This is a genomic window from Mogibacterium diversum (assembly GCF_938028775.1).
In the GTDB taxonomy this organism is placed as follows: Bacteria; Bacillota; Clostridia; order Peptostreptococcales; family Anaerovoracaceae; genus Mogibacterium; species Mogibacterium diversum_A.
In genome coordinates, this window is record NZ_CALIZG010000024.1 from 112,049 (window position 1) to 131,419 (window position 19,371).

A 19,371-nucleotide genomic window follows, 5' to 3' on the forward strand; every position below is an offset into this window, starting at 1 on the left:
TTCCTCCACTACTTTCTGATTATTGCGCCGAATCTGCAGTTATCCATACATGCTCCACACTTGATACACTTAGCAGTATCAATTACGTGAGGTGTCTTAACTGCACCAGAGATAGCGTCAACTGGGCAGTTTCTAGCGCAGAGAGTACATCCCTTACACTTGTCTTCAATGATGCTATACTTGAGCAGCTTCTTACAGACACCCGCAGGACAAGTCTTATCCTTTATATGTGCAACGTACTCATCTCTAAAGAATCTCATTGTCGAAAGAACTGGGTTTGGTGCTGTCTGACCAAGTCCACATAGCGAGTTAGTTTGAATAAAGTTAGCCAATTCCTCGAGCTTTTCAAGGTCTTCCATCTCACCTTTTCCCTCGGAAATTCTTGTTAGTATTTCGAGCATTCTCTTAGTTCCAACTCTACAAGGTGTACACTTACCGCAGGATTCACTAACCGTAAATTCTAGGAAGAACTTTGCGATGTCAACCATACAGCTATCTTCATCCATTACTATAAGACCGCCAGAGCCCATCATACATCCGATGCTCTTAAGGTTCTCGAAGTCGATAGGTATATCATAGTATGTGCTAGGTATACATCCGCCAGATGGACCACCGGTCTGGGCAGCTTTAAATTTCTTGCCGTTTGGAACTCCGCCCCCGATATTTTCAACTACATCACGCAGGGTTGTGCCCATCGGAACCTCTACAAGCCCTGTATTGTTAATCTTACCCCCTAAAGCGAATACCTTAGTCCCTGGGGATAGCTCTGTTCCGAGAGAACTGAACCATTCTGGGCCCTTGTTAAATATCACCGGAATATTGGCGTAAGTTTCAACGTTATTAAGGATTGTTGGACATCCGAACAATCCCTTTACAGCAGGGAATGGTGGACGAGGATGTGGTTCACCTCTATTTCCTTCGATAGAAGTTAGAAGAGCAGTTTCCTCTCCACAGACGAATGCTCCCGCACCGAGCCTTAAGTCGATATCAAAGTTAAATCCCGTACCAAATATGTCCTTGCCAATCAGTCCATATTCCCTAGCCTGCTTAAGCGCAATCTCTAGTCTGTTAACAGCTATCGGATACTCAGCACGAACATAGATATATCCCTGATCAGCGCCAATTGCATATCCTGCAATAGCCATAGCCTCAAATACTGAGTGTGGATCTCCCTCTAATATCGAACGATCCATGAATGCTCCTGGATCTCCCTCATCTGCATTACAACATACGTATTTCTGGACTTCTCCTCTATTGCCAGATGCGAACTTCCATTTCTTTCCTGTTGGGAATCCTGCACCACCACGGCCCCTGATGCCACTGTCTAGAACAGTCTGAATAACTTCATCTGGAGTCATCTCAGTTAAGCATCTTCCTAGTGCCTCGTATCCGCCTGTAGCTATATATTCATCGATGTTCTCTGGATCAATAACTCCACAGTTTCTAAGTGCAATTCTCTCCTGCTTAGTATAGAAGTCGGACTCTGTCATTGTCTTTGCCGGACTTCCATCAGTAGTCTCTTCTTTGAGCATGTATTTGTCAGTTGGAACACCACCAACGATGTGCTCGTTTACAATTGCCTCTACCTTCTCAGGATCAACTTCTTCATAGTAAACAGAGCCAGGATGAACTACAACTACAGGACCTTTAGCACATAGACCAAGACATCCTGTCTGGATGATTTTCACATCATCTTGAAGTCCATGCTCTTTGAGGTGAGTCTCGAAAGCTTTAACTACATCTAAGCTATGATTAGATGTACATCCTGTCCCTCCGCACACAAGTATATAATTCTTATGAACCTGTGCCTCCTCAGCCTCAGCATGGATAGCTGCTTCACCACCTAGCCTGAGGTTTACTTGGCACATCATCTTATTCTTGATGGCTCTAAGTTCATTAAGCGATTTCATAATAACCTCCATAGTCTACACAACGCTGCTAAGCGTATCATTTACAACCGAAAACTACATGTATTTAGCAAGAACCTCTGGGATTTTATCCGCAGTCATTTTGCCATACACGTCTCCGCCAACGATAACTACTGGAGCAAGTCCACAAGCCCCAACGCAGCGGCATGAATCTAAGGAGAATTTTCCATCCGGTGTGCATTCTCCATCACCAATCTTGAGTTCCTCAACACACTTATCAAATATATCTCCTGCACCCTTAACATAGCATGCAGTGCCTAGACAGACTGAAACTTCATGTTCACCCTTAGGTGACATTGAGAACTGAGCATAGAATGTAGCTACACCATATACCTTCTCCATAGGAAAACCCGTTTCATCGGAAATTATTTTCTGAACCTGATATGGGAGATACCCATATATCTCCTGTGCATGCTGCATAATAGGCATTAAGCAACCTTTCTCACCTTTGAGCTCATCAATAATCTTTAGTAATTGTTGTTCTTGCTCAGGTGTGCCCTTGAATGGGACATTCGAAACCTTCATATCTAGAACCTCCTTCAACCAAATCAGTTAGCTATATTTAACAAAATTAAATCATATGTTTAATTAATTATATATATTAAATTTATTTATTTCAATGATAGTTACGAATCTATCTATGTGATGAAACCATTCATTTCACTGTACCTTTAGATTAAATTATCCACAGCTTTTTTCGATAAATCCACTCGCAATTGATATTTGTGTAACGTATAATATAAGCATAATTGTATCTATATATGCGTTGACTAGGGAGGACAAAATGACACTACTTGAAATTAATTCTATTATAGAAGGAAAGATCCTAACCAAAAATCCAGATTTAAATCTTGAACTAGTTAATGCCTTTTCATCTGATGTAATTAGTCATATCGTAACGTATGCAAGCGATAAATCGATATTAATTACTGCAGTATATAACCCTCAGATCCTTAAAACCGCTGAAATGAAAGGCGTTCAGTGCGTTATTCTGATTGGCATCTACGAACCAGAGCCATCCCTTGTGGCTCTTGCAAATTCACTAGGAATCACGTTACTTCGTTCAACTTTCTCGATGTACGTAACCTGTGGAAAGCTTTATAGTAGCGGCTTACAGGGTGCATTTTAGCATAAATAAGGAGGACTGTATGATTTTCCCTAAATTTCCTGAACAAGGCTCTGCACTTGGAATCTGTGCACCGAGTGCTGGAGTTGGTCACAAAATTAAATTGTTTGACAAATCATTAGCAGCCTTAAAATCATCGGGCTTTGACATCATAGAGACAGCTAGTGTTAGAAATGACAATGTAAGATCTGCTGATGCTAAGACTCGCGGTGAAGAGTTTAACTTTCTCGTACAGAATCCTGATGTCGAAATGATTGTTTCCGCAGCGGGCGGTAATTATAACATCGAAATATTACCTTACTTAGATACAGAGACGTTGGCTAATTACCCCAAGTGGATTGCCGGTGCAAGCGACCCCACTAACATTATGTACTACGTAACTACTAAACTCGACATAGCTACGATGTACGGTTTTAATGCAGGTAGCTTTGACTGGGATACACTTCACGAGTTCCAGAAGAATTCACTCGAGCTTATGCGCGGCAACACTATAAAACAATACTCATTCGATAAGTATGACTCTAACACCGACTTTAGCGTCCAGGATGCGGTTCTTGACGGTGACGTAAATTGGATGTTATCAATTCCAGGTGCAGATATGGTAATAGATAAATCATCCGCCGCTGATTCACCAAGGCTAATAGCTGAGGGGCGACTTATAGGAGGATGCATAGATTGCATTGCAAAACTAATAGGAACTCCTTTCGATGGCACCAAGTCATTTGTAAAGAAATATCCTCATAAAATATGGTTCCTAGATAATTTTGCGATGACTTCATTTGACCTATACCTCACAATTATGCAGATGAGGTACTGCGGTTACTTTAAAGGCACAAAAGCGATAGTGTTTGGGAGAACTATGTTCGGAGACAAATCAGACGAGGAATATATAGCACAGCTACGTCAAGCTATTCCGGATATTCCATTCATTTGGAATGCTGACATCGGCCATGTAAAGCCATGCTTTACAGTTATAAATGGTGCGTACGGCAGAGTTACATGTGCGCAGGGCAAAGGCACGCTGGAGCAGGCGCTGGTGTAGACAGTTAATCAAAATAAATGTACAATAAATATTAATCATCTATTCATAAGATGTGTGGAGGGAATTAATGAGTATTATAGTTTTGTTTTTCTTTTGTGGTATTTTATTTTTAACTGTTATCTGTCTAATAACATTCATCGTATTAGGAACGGCATCAATTTCATTAGGAAGTGCATTTTTAATATTATTAAGGGTATTTACATTGAAGGAAAAACCACGTTGGAGAAACCCTGATGATAGACCTAAAATCATTCTTCTAATTTTGTTAGCACTGCTTTTTATTGTCACTATTTCCGGTCTAACTGTATTCATTTATTACATGTATCAAATACTCACATAGGCTTTCAATCAATAATCCTATGTATATAACAAAACTGTAAATTTATAAAAGTAAAAGGTAGATGTTGACCACATCTACCTTATTTACTTAAAACTATTAAACCCTAAAATCAATATTTATAGCGCATCATTATGAATTAGAACGCTCATGTATGCACCCTTCTTAAATATCGATGCACTTACGCCCCATGCGATAGCTGAACAAGCTAACTCACCTGCATGCTTCGACTTAATGCTTCTCGAGCTTAGCACGATTCCCTTTGGATATAGTTCAGCACCCAGATACTGATGCAAACTATCCGCAGAACCCGATTCAACAGCTTTGATAGACCGTCCAGGATTTGTATCCCACCACTCATTTGGTTTCGAGAATGAGCCATCAGCTCTCATTTCGCCAGAAGATAGATTCTGAGCACATATTTCTCTTAGCTTCTCTAGCGTCTCATCATCTATAACTCCATCAGCAATCGAATAAGCATACATTGCACATGCAACACCATCATCATCTAGTTCCTTTAGAAGGTATAGATTAGATACACCTCTCTCCTTGAACTTCTTCCACTTAGCAGACACCTTCTTAAGGCTTGCATCATTGTAAACAGATGAGTTTCCATCCTCAAGAGCGCGCCTTAGCTCTTCTAAGTCCACGTCCTTCTTCTCCCAGTTGTCGATAAAATTGATTCTTAGATCACTCATGTAACTTTACTCCTTTAAATCTTCTTGCCAACTAGCTAATGTATCATTATCAAACACAATCATCGTGTCAGTAAACGGTTTTACTAAGACCGCCGTGTAAAAAGGTCCTTTTTTCTTGTAATATGCCGATATCCCAGAGCGGGCTTTAATTGAGAATCTTATCTCGTACTCTCCTGGAGGCATCAAAATAGACGGCGTTAAAAACTCATCTGAAAATAAAACTCCAGATGACCAGTTATCTCCATCAGCTGAAAATGACATATCATAGAATTCACCATAACCGTTATCGATTCTAAGGTATACCTTCGACAGCTCCTTATCGCGTTTCATGCTCTTAATAGTATTAAATGCTTTCCGCCGTTTAGTGTTCTTATAATGCAATATACCCACACTTATATAGAACAATACCGACAACGCCACTATTACTACCCATGGGTGTTCGATTAAAAAACGCATAGATTAATTCTCACTTTTCTTATCTTCAATATAGTAAAAATATAGTAAAGTTTGCAAAACTTTTCTAATAATGTCATGTTACACAGTGTTAATGTAATTCGTCAAGTAAACGAAACTATTTGCCAATGCTCGCAGCCTTTTGCTATTCGCCGACCCCTATGTGTCTCTTAAAATTCCCCACTATATTTTCTCCTTCTGACATCATTAGAAATGCATGAGGATCAATATCGTGAACGATTCCCTTAAGATGTTCAATTTCATATTTCGAGACGAGCGTTAGAATTATATTTACCTCATCTCCTGTATATGCTCCTGTTCCCTTCCAGCTAGTAACACCTCTGTTTAATTCTTCAGTAAGAATTTTTTCGATGCCTTCTTCCTTAGTAATAATCAGCACCTCTGTCTTGATATTTTGGGTGTGCATCCTATCTATAAACATCGCTTTGATAGCAGAGTAAATGAAGGAATAAACTGCTATCTTTACATTAAATAGCAATAAGCAACAACCATATACAGCAAAATTCACAACATTATTAAGCATCCCTACACTAACGTTTGGATTCTTTTTTGCCATGCACACTGCAATGATGTCTGGGCCACCAGTGGAACTTCCACCCCTTAAAATCATTCCGGTTCCTATTCCTCCGATAACACCTGCTACCACGCAAGCAGTAAGGTAGTCATCAATGTAAGGGACCTTTGGTACTGGGACAAGCGTAAGGCAAACCGACGATATACCTATTGAAATCAGGGTCTTTGTCGCAAATTTAAAGCCAGCTGATGAGTACGCATACAAAAATAAAGGAATATTTATCAAGAAGTAGATAATCCCCGTGAAATCAAGTCCATATATCGTTCTAACGCCAGTATTAGCGACAATTAAATGTCTTACAATCTGGGATATTCCGAGAAAGCCACCGTTATAAAGATGCATCGGTGTAATTAGAAGGTTTATGCTGAACGCATAGATTAAGTTTCCTAGGATTATCAGTATTGTACTTGATAATCCATTCCATTTATCTTCAAATTTATTAAACCAGTTCATTTCAAAAAATTTATGGTGAAGCATCCATAGCGGATGCTTCACCGATAGATACTATTTACGATTCTTGATTGTTGCCTGTGCAGCAGCAAGTCTTGCGATTGGAACTCTGAATGGTGAGCAAGATACGTATTGAAGTCCAGTCTTATACATAAACTCAATAGTATCAGGATCTCCACCGTGCTCTCCACAAACACCCAGCTTGATATTTGGTCTAGTCTCTTTTCCACCTTCACAAGCCATCTTAACTAGCTTTCCTATACCCTTCTGATCTAGAGACTGGAATGGGTCTCTCTCAAGTATACCATCATTGATATATTCTTTAATGATGTTACCCGTATCATCACGAGAGAATCCAAATCCCATCTGAGTTAGGTCGTTAGTTCCGAATGAGAAGAACTCAGCTTCTTCGGCAATTTCATCTGCAGTTAGAGCAGCTCTTGGAATCTCAATCATAGTGCCTACCATGTACTCGAGCTCCATCCCTGCCTTCTCGAAGCACTTCTTAGCTGTCTCATCAATTGTATTCTTAACGAAACGCAGTTCCTTAACATTTCCTACTAGAGGAACCATGATTTCAGGCTTAATCTTATATCCTTTCTCCTTTGCTACTTCAAGTGCAGCAGTTAGAATAGCTTCTGTCTGCATCTCAGCTATTTCAGGATAAGTGATAGCTAGACGACAACCTCTATGACCAAGCATAGGATTGAACTCATGAAGCTCAACAGTCTTCTTCTCTATAGCTTCCTTAGAAATTCCAAACTGTTCTGAAAGCTGATTAACATCAGCCTCGGTCTTAGGAAGGAATTCATGTAGAGGCGGATCTAAAAGTCTGATAGTAACTGGTCTCTCACCCATTACCTCATATAAACCTTTGAAGTCCCCTTTCTGATATGGAAGTAGACCTGCCAGCGCTTCTCTTCTCTCAGACTCAGAATCAGCAAGTATCATTCTTCTAATCTTAGGGATTCTTTCATCCTCAAAGAACATGTGTTCCGTTCTGCAAAGACCGATTCCTTCAGCTCCAAACTCTAGCGCCTGTCTAGCATCTCTTGGGTTATCAGCATTAGCTCTAACTCCGAGATTTCTAACATCATCAGCCCACTTCATAATAGTGCCGAAGTCACCCGATAGCTCGGGTGATACAGTCTTAATAGCTACATCATAAACACTTCCGTCAGTACCATTGATAGAAATTACATCTCCTTCATGGTACTCTTTGCCGTTTACAACCATTTTCTTCGCAGACTCATGTACTGTAACCTCACTGCAACCAGCAACGCAGCACTTACCCATTCCACGAGCAACTACAGCCGCATGAGAAGTCATACCACCTCTTGCAGTAAGGATGCCCTGAGCAGCAACCATACCTGCCAGGTCTTCTGGCGAAGTTTCCTCTCTTACAAGTACGACCTTCTTACCTAATGCAGCAGCCTCTGCAGCGTCGTCAGCACTGAATACGATTTCACCACAAGCAGCTCCTGGTGAAGCTGGAAGCCCCTTAGCAACAGCAGTTGCAGTTGCTAGCTCTGCACTATCAAATGTAGGGTGAAGTAGCTGGTTAATCTGATCTGGTTCTATACGAAGTATAGCAGTTTCCTTATCAATTAACCCTTCTTCAACCATGTCCACTGCAATCTTAACAGCTGCAGTAGCAGTTCTCTTACCATTTCTTGTCTGGAGCATGAATAGTTTGTTATCCTCAACGGTAAACTCCATGTCCTGCATATCTTTGTAATGCTTCTCCAGAATCTCGGCTACAGACTCAAACTTCGCATATACTTCAGGGAAAGCCTGCTCCATCTCTGCGATTGGCTGAGGTGTTCTAATTCCGGCAACAACATCTTCACCCTGAGCGTTTACAAGGAACTCACCAAAGATCTTGTTTTCTCCGTTTACAGGGCTTCTTGTAAATGCAACACCAGTTCCTGACGTTTCGCCAGTATTTCCGAATACCATGGACTGTACATTAACCGCAGTTCCAAGAGATGCGGAAATGTTGTTTAGCTGTCTGTATAAAATAGCTCTGTCGTTATTCCACGAACGGAATACAGCCTGGATAGCTTCCATCAGCTGGTCTTTAGGATCCTGTGGAAAATCTCTTCCTAGCTCTTCTTTAACGAGTGCTTTGTAGTCTTCGATAATAGACTTAAGATCTTCTGGAGATAGATCAACGTCAAACTCAGCTCCAACTGCTTCTTTCTTGCCGTCGAAGATAAAATCGAACTTAGCTTTTGATATCTCAAGAACTACATCTCCAAACATCTGGATAAATCTTCTATAGCTGTCATAAGCAAATCTTTCGTTTCCAGTCTTTGCAGCAAGCCCTTTTACAGACTCGTCATTAAGACCAAGGTTGAGAATAGTATCCATCATACCAGGCATCGATACAGGAGCTCCAGATCTAACCGATACGAGGAGAGGATTCTCAACATCTCCAAAAGTCTTGCCCATTACGTGCTCAAGTTCCGCAAGATGGTCATACACTTCCTTAACAATATCTTCTGATAAAACTCCGCCTTTGTCGAGATAGTCTTTACAAGCATCCGTTGAAATAGTAAATCCAAACGGTACTGGCAGACCAATCTTAGTCATTTCAGCAAGGTTTGCACCCTTACCACCTAAAAGGCTTCTCATATCCTTAGAGCCTTCATTGAAAGAATAAACAAATTTTTCCATGGCATTTCTCCTTAGTTAAAACTGCAATTTGTTTTCTATATACTCCCTAACGTCAGACAGAGGTAGACGAATCTGCTCCATCGTATCTCTATCGCGTATAGTGACTGATTTATCGGTTTCTGTGTCGAAATCCACACAGATTGAGAAAGGTGTTCCAATCTCATCTTCTCTTCTATATCTCTTGCCTATTGAACCTGCAGCATCGTATTCAACGTTAAAATGCTTACTAAGTTCCTCGTAAATAGGCAAAGCTACATCTTCTAGTTTCTTAGATAGCGGCAGAACTGCAACTGTGTAAGGAGCAAGTGCAGGGTGAAGTCTAAGGACAACTCTAGTATCTTCTTTGCCCTTTCCATCAACCACAGTTTCCTCATCATATGCATCGATTAGGAATGCGAGTGCTACTCTGTCTGCTCCAAGAGATGGCTCTATACAATATGGAACATATCTCTCGTTTGTTTCAGGGTCAAGATAACTCATATCCTGTCCTGAGTGCTCCTGATGTCTAGTGAGGTCGAAATCTGTTCTATCCGCTATTCCCCATAGCTCTCCCCATCCGAACGGGAATAAATATTCTAGGTCTGAAGTTGCATTGCTATAGTGCGATAGTTCTTCTTTTTCATGATCTCTAACACGGATATTTTCCATGTTCATGCCAAGATTTTTAAGAAAATCAATTGAATATTGTTTCCAATACTCAAACCATTCTAGATCAGTTCCTGGTTTGCAGAAGAACTCTAGCTCCATCTGCTCAAACTCTCTAGTCCTGAAAGTGAAGTTTCCAGGCGTAATTTCGTTACGGAACGACTTGCCTATCTGTGCTATACCAAACGGTATCTTTTTGCGAGAAGTTCTCTGGACATTCTTAAAATTAACGAATATGCCCTGTGCCGTCTCAGGCCTTAGAAAGATTTCTGATTTTGAATCTTCTGTTACACCCTGAAAAGTCTTAAACATTAAGTTAAACTTGCGAATTCCTGTGAAGTCAGACTTACCACACTCTGGGCAAGGAATATTGTTCTCAGAGATATATTTTTCCATCTCCTCATTACTCCAGCCGTCACATGAAATCTGCTTGCCTTCCTTTTCAACAAGGTAGTCTTCAATAATCTTATCAGCTCTAAACCTTGCTTTACAGCTCTTGCAATCGATAAGTGGGTCTGAGAAGCCACCCACATGTCCAGATGCTACCCACGTCTCTGGATTCATGAGGATAGCAGCATCAATGCCAACATTATATTTTGACTGCTGGACGAACTTGCTCCACCAAGCCTTCTTAACGTTGTTCTTGAATGTAACTCCAAGAGGTCCATAATCCCATGTATTGGCTAAGCCACCATAAATCTCTGATCCGGGGAAAATATAACCTCTGTTCTTCGCCAGAGCAGTAATCTTATCCATAGTTACAACTCTATCTGGCTGAACTACACTCTTATCAATTGCCATCTGTCTATACCTGTCCTATCTAAAAAATTTCTAACGATTAGCGCAGTTTAGCGCAAACTCTTATTTTGTATCTTCTTTATGAGTTTCCTCATTGTCAACAAATACATTTCCTGGCTGATCAGGTCCTAGATTCTCAATATCCAAATCATAGTATCCATCAACATCATCAGCTATATCATTTTCAGAGAAATCAAATTCGTCATCTTTGCTGCGTTTCTTAAGAATCTCACTGCCCTTGCGCTTTAAATCAGAGAGATTGACATTGCTCTTAACCTGATCAAACTTATCGAGACCCTTATCTTTTAAATCTTCAAACTTATCCTGTCCCTTGATTCTAATATCGTTATACAGCTCGCTATCTTTAATCTTATCTACAGTCTCGGTGCCAGCACTCTTTGCACGGCTATACTGAGCTTTAACTTTGCCGTTAACATCTGTAACTTCTCCCTTGTCATTTACAAACTCGACATTGCAGTTAAATCCTGCCGCAGCAACTAGACCTAGTATCATTCCCCAAGGTGCGATAACAACACCTAAAATACCAACTGTAAGCGGTAGATTAACGAGCACTTCATCGCCTTTCTTGATGATGATTCGTGACATGTTCCCCTTTTCAGCAGTCTTCTTAAGACGAGCGAAAAGTTCATTGCCGTACAGATTTTCATCAGCTGAATCATCGGTCCCCATATTCTCCTCAATGAGAATAATAGCATCGACTACACTACCATTAGCTTCTTCAAGAGCACTCTTTGCTTCTCTATAGCTAACCCCTGTCCTGTCTTTCACTAATTCAATCTTTTCTAATGTGATTTCCATAGCATCCTCCTTTTTTAACTTTGCAACTAACTCTATAAGCTAATGTCATTATCGAAAATATCAACATCAAGATAATACTTCAAGTATTCAGACAAAATTCTCTGCAATCCATTTAACACTGCGGGCTTGAGAGATACCTTTTCAAAACTCGAGAGTGGCTTCTTTGCAAAGTAATCTAACACTTCAACTATATCAAAATCGGGTTTGAAAATCAACGAAACATCTTGCGCATCAAGCCTTGTGTAGCAATCCTCACACATAATGCCACCACCAGTCACAGAAAAGTACTTTACCTTGCCATTTCCCTCTTTTCTTATATCAGAAAGCGACTTACCACAGCTCACACATTGCTTAATTTCTGGCATCACGCCGTTAAGCGATAGCGACTTTACAACAAACGCATAAAGGAGTGTCATGTAACTCCCCTTAGCATTGGTGATTGACTCCATGAACTCAATTGATAAATCAAAAAGTCTAGGCCTAAGCTGTTCCTCTTCAGTTGTTTTATCTATATACTCAAGAAGCTTTGAAGCAACCATATATCTATCTATATCTTCGCCGATTGAGTAATAGCTTTTCTTTACATCCGCATTATTGATATTGAAATAGTTTCGCCCTTTAAATATGTCATATTCCGCATATGTAAAAGGTCTTATAGCAAGCGCCGCCCTTCCTTTAGCACGCTCGTTAATACTTGTCCCCGCAGTTATTTTACCGTATCGCCTTGTGAAAAGCGTAATAATCCGTCTGTTATTGGCAATCTTGCTCTGACGAAGCACTATTCCTTCTGTATTAATAAGCATTCTTACTCATCCCTATATCCAAGATTTCTAATAACCCTGTCAGAATCACGCCACCGCTCTTTAACCTTTACCCAAAGCGACAGAAACACCTTGGTTCCAAGCAGCAATTCAATTTCTTCCCTTGCGCTCTTTCCAATACCTTTGAGTTTGCGTCCGCCCTTACCGATAATAATGCTCTTGTGCGATGTGCGCTCGCAGCATATGACTGCACCGATTTCCGTGATGTGTGGTTTCTCTTCATATGACTCAATTTCAACGAAGATTCCATGTGGTACTTCTTGATCTAGATATTGCAGTAGTTTTTCTCTAATTATCTCGCTTACTATGAACCTTTCAGGATGATCAGTCGCCATATCTTCAGGATAATACATTGGTCCTTCGGCCATGTATTTCGTTAGGCATTTCATGAGTTTGTCTACGTTAGTGTCCTGAAGTGCCGAGATTCCAAAAATCTCATCGAATAGTCCACATTCATCATATCTATTATAAAGCTCAAGATATTCCTCAGGGCTAAGTAAATCCATCTTGTTGATTGCAAGCAGTTTCTTGCTATCTGACTGAGCTAGCATGTCTAAAATATACTGGTCTCCCTTTCCGAACTTCTTAGCCCCATCTACGATAAGTAAGACCACATCAACCCCACCCATAGTGTTAACCGCAGTCTCGTTTATCGCTGCCCCCAGTTTATTTTTAGGCTTATGTATCCCAGGTGTGTCCAGAAAAATCATCTGGATGCCACTTCCCTCATCGTACTCGAGATCCGTGTAAATACCCGTAATTCTATTTCTCGTCGTCTGTGGCTTGTCCGAGGTGATGGCAATTTTCTCACCTAGTACATTATTAAGAAGTGTAGATTTCCCCGCGTTAGGTCTTCCGATTATTCCAATAAAACCTGATTTCATTAGTTCTCCATTCATTTTGATAGCAATAATTCCAGTTCTCTTATGTTTTTGAGAACACAGAAACTTACTGCTTATTAACTTAATTAAAGAATCACCTATCTTAAGATGTCTAGTGCCGTCATGATTTTTTCTTCATGTGCCCGCATCAATGACTTATCTTCTTCCTCCATGTGATCATATCCTAGCAGATGAAGTATACTGTGCACGAAGAGGTATGTAACTTCGCGTCTAATGGATGTTCCATACTCCTTCGATTGACGTTCTGCTTGGTCAAGGCAAATAACCACATCACCTAGCGGAATATCTACGAGCGCCTCATCACCTTCTATTTCCGCAAGAATTTCATCAGTGCTTTCGAACTGCGGAAATGACAACACGTCAGTGACCTTGTCTATGCCACGAAAATCTCTATTAATGTCCTTTATTTCATCCTCTGAAACAAGGGACACACCAATGTATAGTGGCAACTCCGACGCTCTGTCAAGCGCTTCTTCACTCATCTCACCGAGCAGCTCTGAGGATATTAGGTAGACTGCGGCCTCATGAATCAAATCTTTATCGATGCGTTCATCTATATCAGCATCACCATATATAGCATCACTGTAGTTGATATCTAAAATCATCGTTTACTCCCACCACGTCTGACATTCGTTCCGGAATTATTCGAGTCTTCATAATCACTATAAGCCTTTATAATCCGCTTAACAAGCTCGTGCCTAACTACGTCCACCTCAGTTAAGTAGCTGAATTCGACGCCTTCCACACCAGATAGAACACGCTTTGCCTCAACAAGACCGGACCCCGCGCCCTTCGGTAAATCTATCTGCGTAATGTCTCCAGTTACAACGACTTTTGAATTGAAGCCCATACGAGTTAAAAACATCTTCATCTGTTCACGCGTAGTATTCTGCGCTTCATCGAGTATGATAAATGAATTGTCAAGTGTACGACCTCTCATATAAGCTAGAGGTACAACCTCGATAACCCCACTTTCCTTGAGCCTAGCAGCCGTCTCTTGCCCAACTATCTCAAATATAGCATCGTATAGAGGTCTAAGATATGGGTCAACCTTATCCTGAAGGTCTCCTGGCAAGAAACCGAGGCTTTCGCCCGCCTCTACAGCAGGTCTGGCCAATATTATCCTCTCTACTTCTTTATTCTTAAGGGCATTAGCAGCAAGAGCACATGCTAAATACGTTTTTCCTGTACCCGCTGGACCGATGCCAAAAACCATGTCATTCCTTCGAATGGTGTCGATGTATCGTTTCTGCCCCTTAGTCTTTGGCCTAAGCGGCTTCCCCCTATGCGTGTAGCAGATTACATCATTTACCTGCTCTCTAGCATCAAAACTCTCGCCTTTCTGTTCAAGATCAATCAGGTAGTTAACCCTGCGCGCATCGATTTCTGGCTCAACTCGTAGATTCTCAACCATTCTATTAATTATATTTGCAGCTTTCAGGTTCTCCGTTCCTTTAATAAAAAGCCCGTCATCTCGCATTACGATTGACGTGCCTGTAGCCTTTTCGACCTGCTTGATATTAGCATCAAGTGTGCCAAAAAGCTGTTCTCTATTAATATCCTCTGGAATCTCAAATCTAACTATATCTTTACTATTATCCATGCACTCTTCCTTTGTAAATATTAACTATTATTATAGCTTTTTTAACTACTTATTACAACGAAATGATACTTAACAAGCATTTGTAATTTCAATGAGATAAAAAGAAAAAACAGGGCGTATGCCCTGTTAGTTACATATTGATAGTTATTTGCTGAGGTATTCCTTAACCATTTTAGATACGAGAGAGCCATCAGCCTTGCCATGTAACCTAGCCATAGCCGCCTTCATCATAGCGCCCATGCTCTTCATGCTGCGTTCTATACCCTCTTCGTCTGCAATCTTTTCAACTGCAGCAAGGATTTCTTCTTCAGACATCTCCTCAGGGAGATATCTCTCGAGAACCTCTATTTCTTTCTTATAACCATCTAACAAGTCTGTCCTTCCAGCCTTCTCGAAATCAGCTAGCGCATCTCTACGCATCTTGAGCTGCTTCTTGATGATTGGAACGATGTCGGCGTCATCCTCAAGTGCGACCTTCTGATCTACTTCGTGCTGCTTAATAGCGGCTCTAACGAGGTTGACGGTCTCCTTGGTGGTGACGTCGTGTTCCTTCATAGCTGTCTTATAATCAGCCATCAACTGTTCTTTCAAACTCACGCTCTTCACCTCCTAAGACTTAAAACTTTCTTGCCTTCTTTCTGGCAGCTTCAGACTTCTTCTTACGCTTTACGCTTGGCTTCTCGTAATGCTCTCTCTTTCTGAGTTCGGACATTACTCCATCACGTGCACAAGATCTCTTAAATCTCTTGAGCGCGCTTTCCAAGCTCTCGTTTTCTCTAACGGTAACCTGTGCCATATTACTAATTCACCTCCTGCCATTTCAGAGTGTTATGGACAAGCTTCGTCATAACGGATTGATTATAACATTTTCACTCGCTTAGTACAAGAAATAAAAAAGCGGAAGCCACTTTAGGCTAGACTTTATGCAAGCGACTTCCACAATTATTCAAATTACCTATAGATCCCTAAAAAAGATTATCCACTATATCACTGGCCATCATCTTTCTTCTAGCATCTTCACCGGTGTCAAGCTTATCCGCAGCATTACCATGAATCATAACTCCGTACAAAAGGCTGTTATTAAGACTATTGCCTTGTGCTATAAGCGAAGCGATAGTGCCTGCAAGCACGTCTCCGGAACCTGCAGTAGCAAGGCCCGAATTGCCAAGCGTATTAAGGAACAACCTCTGGTCATTGCCGTTCAAAAGCGATATCAGCGACACATCAGATTTCACCACCATACTCACATTATAGTGCTGTGAGAACTTTTTAATAAATCCAACTCTGTTCTTATCAACGACCTTTATGTCCTCATCGCACAGCCTTGCCATCTCGCCAACATGCGGGGTTATGACACATCTAGCTCTTCTCTTGCGGAAAGGTTTGAGATTTCGTGCGATAATATTAAGTGCGCCTGCATCGATTACTAGCTTTATCTCCATTGCAAGCAGCTGCTTAACGAGAATCCTACCTGTCGAATCTTCTTTTAGACCAGGTCCGATAAGGACAACATCAACGGAACCGGCAAAATCTGTCATAGCACCAATTATATCATCATTCTTATATGGTACGACAACTGCCTCCGGAATAGCAACATTAAAATACCCAACGTACTTATTAGGGCAGAATATCTTAACCAGGCCACATCCACATCTATATGCTGCTTTTGCAGCCAGCATACTTGCGCCCATCATCGCGTTAGGCCCAACAACAATTCCAACGGAACCGAATGTCCCCTTGTGCGAGCGTTCTTCACGAGGAATTAGTGCAAGATGTCTAGTATCCTCTAAAAACTTCTTATCGCATATAAACAGTTTATCATCAATCGACGAGTATCCCGATTTAATAATACCGATATCTATTAATTTTACTTCTCCTGATACAACTCTTCCTTCACCGAAGAACATTCCCGTCTTGTAGTTTCCGAATGTCACTGTGAGATCAGCCTTAAACACAGCATCCATAATGCCGCCAGTCGTGCCATTAAGTCCTGAAGGAACATCAATAGCAACCTTGAAGCCTGACTTCGTGTTGAGATACTCGATAAACTTTGCAAAGTTAGCACCGAACCTCCTATTGAGTCCGATTCCAAAGATCCCATCTACAATCACGTCATAGCGCTGCTGCAGAATCTTGAGGTCATCTCTAGATCCTAATCCATACATCCTAAAGGATTTGCTCATAGATGTTAAAATTCTTAGTTGGTCAGTGAACGCACGCGAAACCTTACTTCTATCTCCAACGAAGTAGACATTAACAACATAACCCAAATGAATTAACCATCTTGCCACACAGAGACCATCTGCACCATTGTTGCCATGACCAACGACTACGAGCACTTCGGTGTCTTTATCAGAAAAGCGAGAAATAATCTCATTAACAAGTCCCCCAGCAGCATTCTCCATAAGAACTGCGCTTGGTATCCCCTTGCCAATCGTATATTCATCCATGTAACGCATAGCCTTCGCCGTCAATGCATACATAAAAACCCCTCTTCCTATCAAGACATAGTTTGCATAAATTATAGCATTTAAATTGTTTCCCTTCAATGATTCTAGACAGTACAATGTACAATATTTACAAATTTTATGCAATATAGTAGCATAGTTATAATATATTAAGAACTAATCAGGAGAAGAAATTGGCACTTACAGAACAGCAGATGCGCGATATCATTATCGCTGACAAACGAAAGAAGAAAATGCGCAGACGTCGTAGGCGCAAATATACATTTTTCATATCGCTCTTCTTAGTTCTATTTTTTGTGATCGGACTATACCGTAATAGAGACGTACTCGCCCCACCAAAGCTTGATCGCGGAGTAATTTTCATCGATCCTGGTCATGGTGGACATGACCCAGGTTCTCAAACCAAGTCTCGAAAAGAAAAAGACGATACGCTTCGTATAGCACTACAAATAAAAAAAGAACTTAACAAGAAAAATTTTAAGGTCTACCTAACTCGTGAGAATGATAGCTTTACCGAGAGGATTAAAATTGGAAAAATGGCTAACAGAAAAAAAGCCAAGCTTATGGTCTCAATTCATAGAAACAAAGCCGGAGATCCTAGAGCTCAAGGTGTAGAGGTCTTTCTTCCAAAGGATGATAATCCCAAAAGCCGATATCTCGGCAAACAGATTATGAAGCAGCTGCACGATGAAGGCTTTGCGAAAAGACGCGTGCGTTCAGGAACACTCGTTAGCGAAAACAACGAGTACGACGAACTCAGTATCAATAAAATGCCTTCTTGCCTAGTTGAGATTGGTTTTATCAGCAATAAGCACGATAACAAGTTATTTGACAAGAACTTGAAAGGGAATGCAAAAGCCGTAGCAGATGCGATTGAAAAGACTTATTCTCATTACTACGAGAAAGATAAGAAGTCTAAGAAAGACAAATAGAAAGCAAAGAACTCGATTCTGCTGAATCGAGTTCTTTTTTATGCAACGATATTCTACGCATCTATATGTCAATGTTAGTACCAGCTAGATATTTTTGTGAATCGAGCTCTAACCTCTCATAGCCGCTGATTTCTCTGTAGCTGCATTGGCACCTTCGATTACTGCGCTTCTGAAGTTGTTTGCTTCGAGTGTACGAACAGCCGCGATAGTAGTTCCTGCTGGTGAGCACACCATATCCTTAAGTTCACCCGGATGCTTGCCAGTTTCCATAACCATCTTAGCCGCACCATATACTGTCTGTGCAGCGAATTCATAGGCCTGTCTTCTAGGCATGCCTCCAACCACTGCCGCATCAGCAAGAGCCTCTATGAATAGGAATACGTAAGCTGGTCCACTGCCACTAATTCCAGTGACTACGTCAAATAGATTTTCTGGTATAATTTCAGCCTTTCCAAAGGCAGACAGGATACTAAGAGTAGTCTTAGTTTCTTCTTCACTTACGAACTCATTTGGGCAAGCTGCCGACATGCCTTCACCAACCTGAGCTGGTGTATTTGGCATTACGCGAACGAGTTTTACGTTTTTGTCACCGAAAGCTTTACCAAGATAGTCTAGTGTCACACCTGCTCCAATCGAGATGAACACGTGATTTTCCTTTACATGATCCTTTATTCCCTCGATTACCGGTGCATAATACTGCGGTTTTACAGTTAAGAATACGTAGTCACATTTTTCAAGTACATCTAGATTATTGTCTGTAACCTCTACTCCATTCTGTTCCTTAGTTTTAGTTCTTCCAAACTCAGTTGGATCTGCACCGATGATATCTTCAGGTTTGCAGACTCCAGCGCTGATGATACCTCCCATCATCGCATTCGCCATAACCCCTGTGCCTATAAAGCCTATTTTCATTTCTGCCTCCTAACGCACGCAAATACTATAAGTAAAGTGATATTAGCTGGATTGGCGCAGTCTCACGCCAATCCAGTTAAGGTGTAATTATTTAGAATACACTGCGCATAGTCGCTTCATGTATTTATTATACATCGAAATTGCTTCTATACACGGTTTATCC

20 protein-coding genes are annotated in these 19,371 nt (G+C 41.0%); 3 read left to right on the top strand and 17 right to left on the bottom strand.

Features of this window, described 5'->3' with window-relative positions:
* Positions 1 to 8 precede the first annotated feature (8 nt).
* Positions 9 to 1,910 carry an NADH-quinone oxidoreductase subunit NuoF gene (gene nuoF / locus Q7O90_RS07535; RefSeq protein ID WP_304129069.1) on the bottom strand — a complete coding sequence of 634 codons (1,902 nt, stop codon included), beginning with the start codon at positions 1,908 to 1,910 and terminating at the stop codon, positions 9 to 11.
* A 54-nt stretch (positions 1,911 to 1,964) separates the two neighbouring features.
* Positions 1,965 to 2,453, bottom strand: a complete 489-nt coding sequence (locus Q7O90_RS07540; RefSeq protein ID WP_304129071.1) for an NADH-quinone oxidoreductase subunit NuoE family protein — start codon at positions 2,451 to 2,453, stop codon at positions 1,965 to 1,967.
* A gap of 259 nt (positions 2,454 to 2,712) precedes the next feature.
* On the opposite strand from Q7O90_RS07540, the gene Q7O90_RS07545 reads away from it, so the two are divergent.
* Together Q7O90_RS07545 and Q7O90_RS07550 are read left to right on the top strand one after the other, a co-directional pair.
* A complete protein-coding gene (locus Q7O90_RS07545; RefSeq protein WP_273068217.1) occupies positions 2,713 to 3,057 on the top strand; it encodes a DRTGG domain-containing protein in 345 nt (114 codons plus the stop codon).
* Positions 3,058 to 3,076: 19 nt separating this feature from the next.
* Positions 3,077 to 4,096, top strand: coding sequence for an LD-carboxypeptidase (locus Q7O90_RS07550; RefSeq protein ID WP_304129074.1), 1,020 nt, complete (start codon positions 3,077 to 3,079; stop codon positions 4,094 to 4,096).
* 39 nt (positions 4,097 to 4,135) lie between these two features.
* On the opposite strand, the gene Q7O90_RS07555 is transcribed toward Q7O90_RS07550, so the two are convergent.
* The 14 genes from Q7O90_RS07555 to Q7O90_RS07620 form a co-directional block, all read right to left on the bottom strand.
* The gene (locus Q7O90_RS07555) at positions 4,136 to 4,408 is read right to left on the bottom strand and encodes a hypothetical protein (protein WP_304129076.1); all 273 of its coding nucleotides are present in this window, start codon (positions 4,406 to 4,408) and stop codon (positions 4,136 to 4,138) included.
* A 144-nt stretch (positions 4,409 to 4,552) separates the two neighbouring features.
* Entirely contained in the window at positions 4,553 to 5,131 is a 579-nt protein-coding gene (locus tag Q7O90_RS07560; RefSeq protein WP_304129078.1) for a hypothetical protein, read from the bottom strand.
* A 6-nt stretch (positions 5,132 to 5,137) separates the two neighbouring features.
* The gene (locus tag Q7O90_RS07565) at positions 5,138 to 5,461 is read right to left on the bottom strand and encodes a hypothetical protein (RefSeq protein WP_304129080.1); all 324 of its coding nucleotides are present in this window, start codon (positions 5,459 to 5,461) and stop codon (positions 5,138 to 5,140) included.
* 268 nt (positions 5,462 to 5,729) lie between these two features.
* Positions 5,730 to 6,632 (bottom strand): YitT family protein, encoded by a 903-nt coding sequence (locus Q7O90_RS07570; protein ID WP_304129082.1) that lies wholly within the window; start codon positions 6,630 to 6,632, stop codon positions 5,730 to 5,732.
* Between the two features lie 51 nt (positions 6,633 to 6,683).
* On the bottom strand, positions 6,684 to 9,308 hold the full coding sequence (gene ppdK, locus Q7O90_RS07575) for a pyruvate, phosphate dikinase (protein WP_304129083.1): 2,625 nt from the start codon (positions 9,306 to 9,308) through the stop codon (positions 6,684 to 6,686).
* A gap of 15 nt (positions 9,309 to 9,323) precedes the next feature.
* Positions 9,324 to 10,754, bottom strand: a complete 1,431-nt coding sequence (locus Q7O90_RS07580; protein ID WP_106057046.1) for a glycine--tRNA ligase — start codon at positions 10,752 to 10,754, stop codon at positions 9,324 to 9,326.
* Positions 10,755 to 10,814: 60 nt separating this feature from the next.
* The gene (locus tag Q7O90_RS07585) at positions 10,815 to 11,570 is read right to left on the bottom strand and encodes a DUF4342 domain-containing protein (RefSeq protein WP_304129086.1); all 756 of its coding nucleotides are present in this window, start codon (positions 11,568 to 11,570) and stop codon (positions 10,815 to 10,817) included.
* A gap of 32 nt (positions 11,571 to 11,602) precedes the next feature.
* Entirely contained in the window at positions 11,603 to 12,373 is a 771-nt protein-coding gene (gene recO, locus Q7O90_RS07590; RefSeq protein WP_304129088.1) for a DNA repair protein RecO, read from the bottom strand.
* Positions 12,374 to 12,375: 2 nt separating this feature from the next.
* Positions 12,376 to 13,275, bottom strand: a complete 900-nt coding sequence (gene era, locus Q7O90_RS07595) for a GTPase Era (protein WP_304129091.1) — start codon at positions 13,273 to 13,275, stop codon at positions 12,376 to 12,378.
* Between the two features lie 95 nt (positions 13,276 to 13,370).
* Positions 13,371 to 13,898: an rRNA maturation RNase YbeY gene (gene ybeY, locus Q7O90_RS07600; RefSeq protein ID WP_297969607.1), complete on the bottom strand. Its 528-nt coding sequence runs from the start codon at positions 13,896 to 13,898 to the stop codon at positions 13,371 to 13,373.
* Positions 13,895 to 14,896 (bottom strand): PhoH family protein, encoded by a 1,002-nt coding sequence (locus Q7O90_RS07605; RefSeq protein WP_273134489.1) that lies wholly within the window; start codon positions 14,894 to 14,896, stop codon positions 13,895 to 13,897. The genes ybeY and Q7O90_RS07605 overlap by 4 nt, the downstream gene beginning before the upstream one ends.
* Before the next feature lie 144 nt (positions 14,897 to 15,040).
* Complete coding sequence (locus Q7O90_RS07610; RefSeq protein ID WP_304129095.1) at positions 15,041 to 15,493, bottom strand: GatB/YqeY domain-containing protein; 453 nt, start codon at positions 15,491 to 15,493, stop codon at positions 15,041 to 15,043.
* Between the two features lie 19 nt (positions 15,494 to 15,512).
* On the bottom strand, positions 15,513 to 15,692 hold the full coding sequence (gene rpsU, locus Q7O90_RS07615; protein WP_094234409.1) for a 30S ribosomal protein S21: 180 nt from the start codon (positions 15,690 to 15,692) through the stop codon (positions 15,513 to 15,515).
* A gap of 169 nt (positions 15,693 to 15,861) precedes the next feature.
* On the bottom strand, positions 15,862 to 17,379 hold the full coding sequence (locus Q7O90_RS07620) for an NAD(P)H-hydrate dehydratase (protein ID WP_304129097.1): 1,518 nt from the start codon (positions 17,377 to 17,379) through the stop codon (positions 15,862 to 15,864).
* A 158-nt stretch (positions 17,380 to 17,537) separates the two neighbouring features.
* Here Q7O90_RS07620 and Q7O90_RS07625 point away from each other — a divergent pair, with 158 nt between their 5' ends.
* Positions 17,538 to 18,296, top strand: coding sequence for an N-acetylmuramoyl-L-alanine amidase family protein (locus tag Q7O90_RS07625; RefSeq protein ID WP_304129099.1), 759 nt, complete (start codon positions 17,538 to 17,540; stop codon positions 18,294 to 18,296).
* A 108-nt stretch (positions 18,297 to 18,404) separates the two neighbouring features.
* Here Q7O90_RS07625 and proC read toward each other — a convergent pair whose 3' ends face one another.
* Positions 18,405 to 19,208, bottom strand: a complete 804-nt coding sequence (gene proC / locus Q7O90_RS07630) for a pyrroline-5-carboxylate reductase (RefSeq protein ID WP_304129100.1) — start codon at positions 19,206 to 19,208, stop codon at positions 18,405 to 18,407.
* Between the last annotated feature and the right edge of the window lie 163 nt (positions 19,209 to 19,371).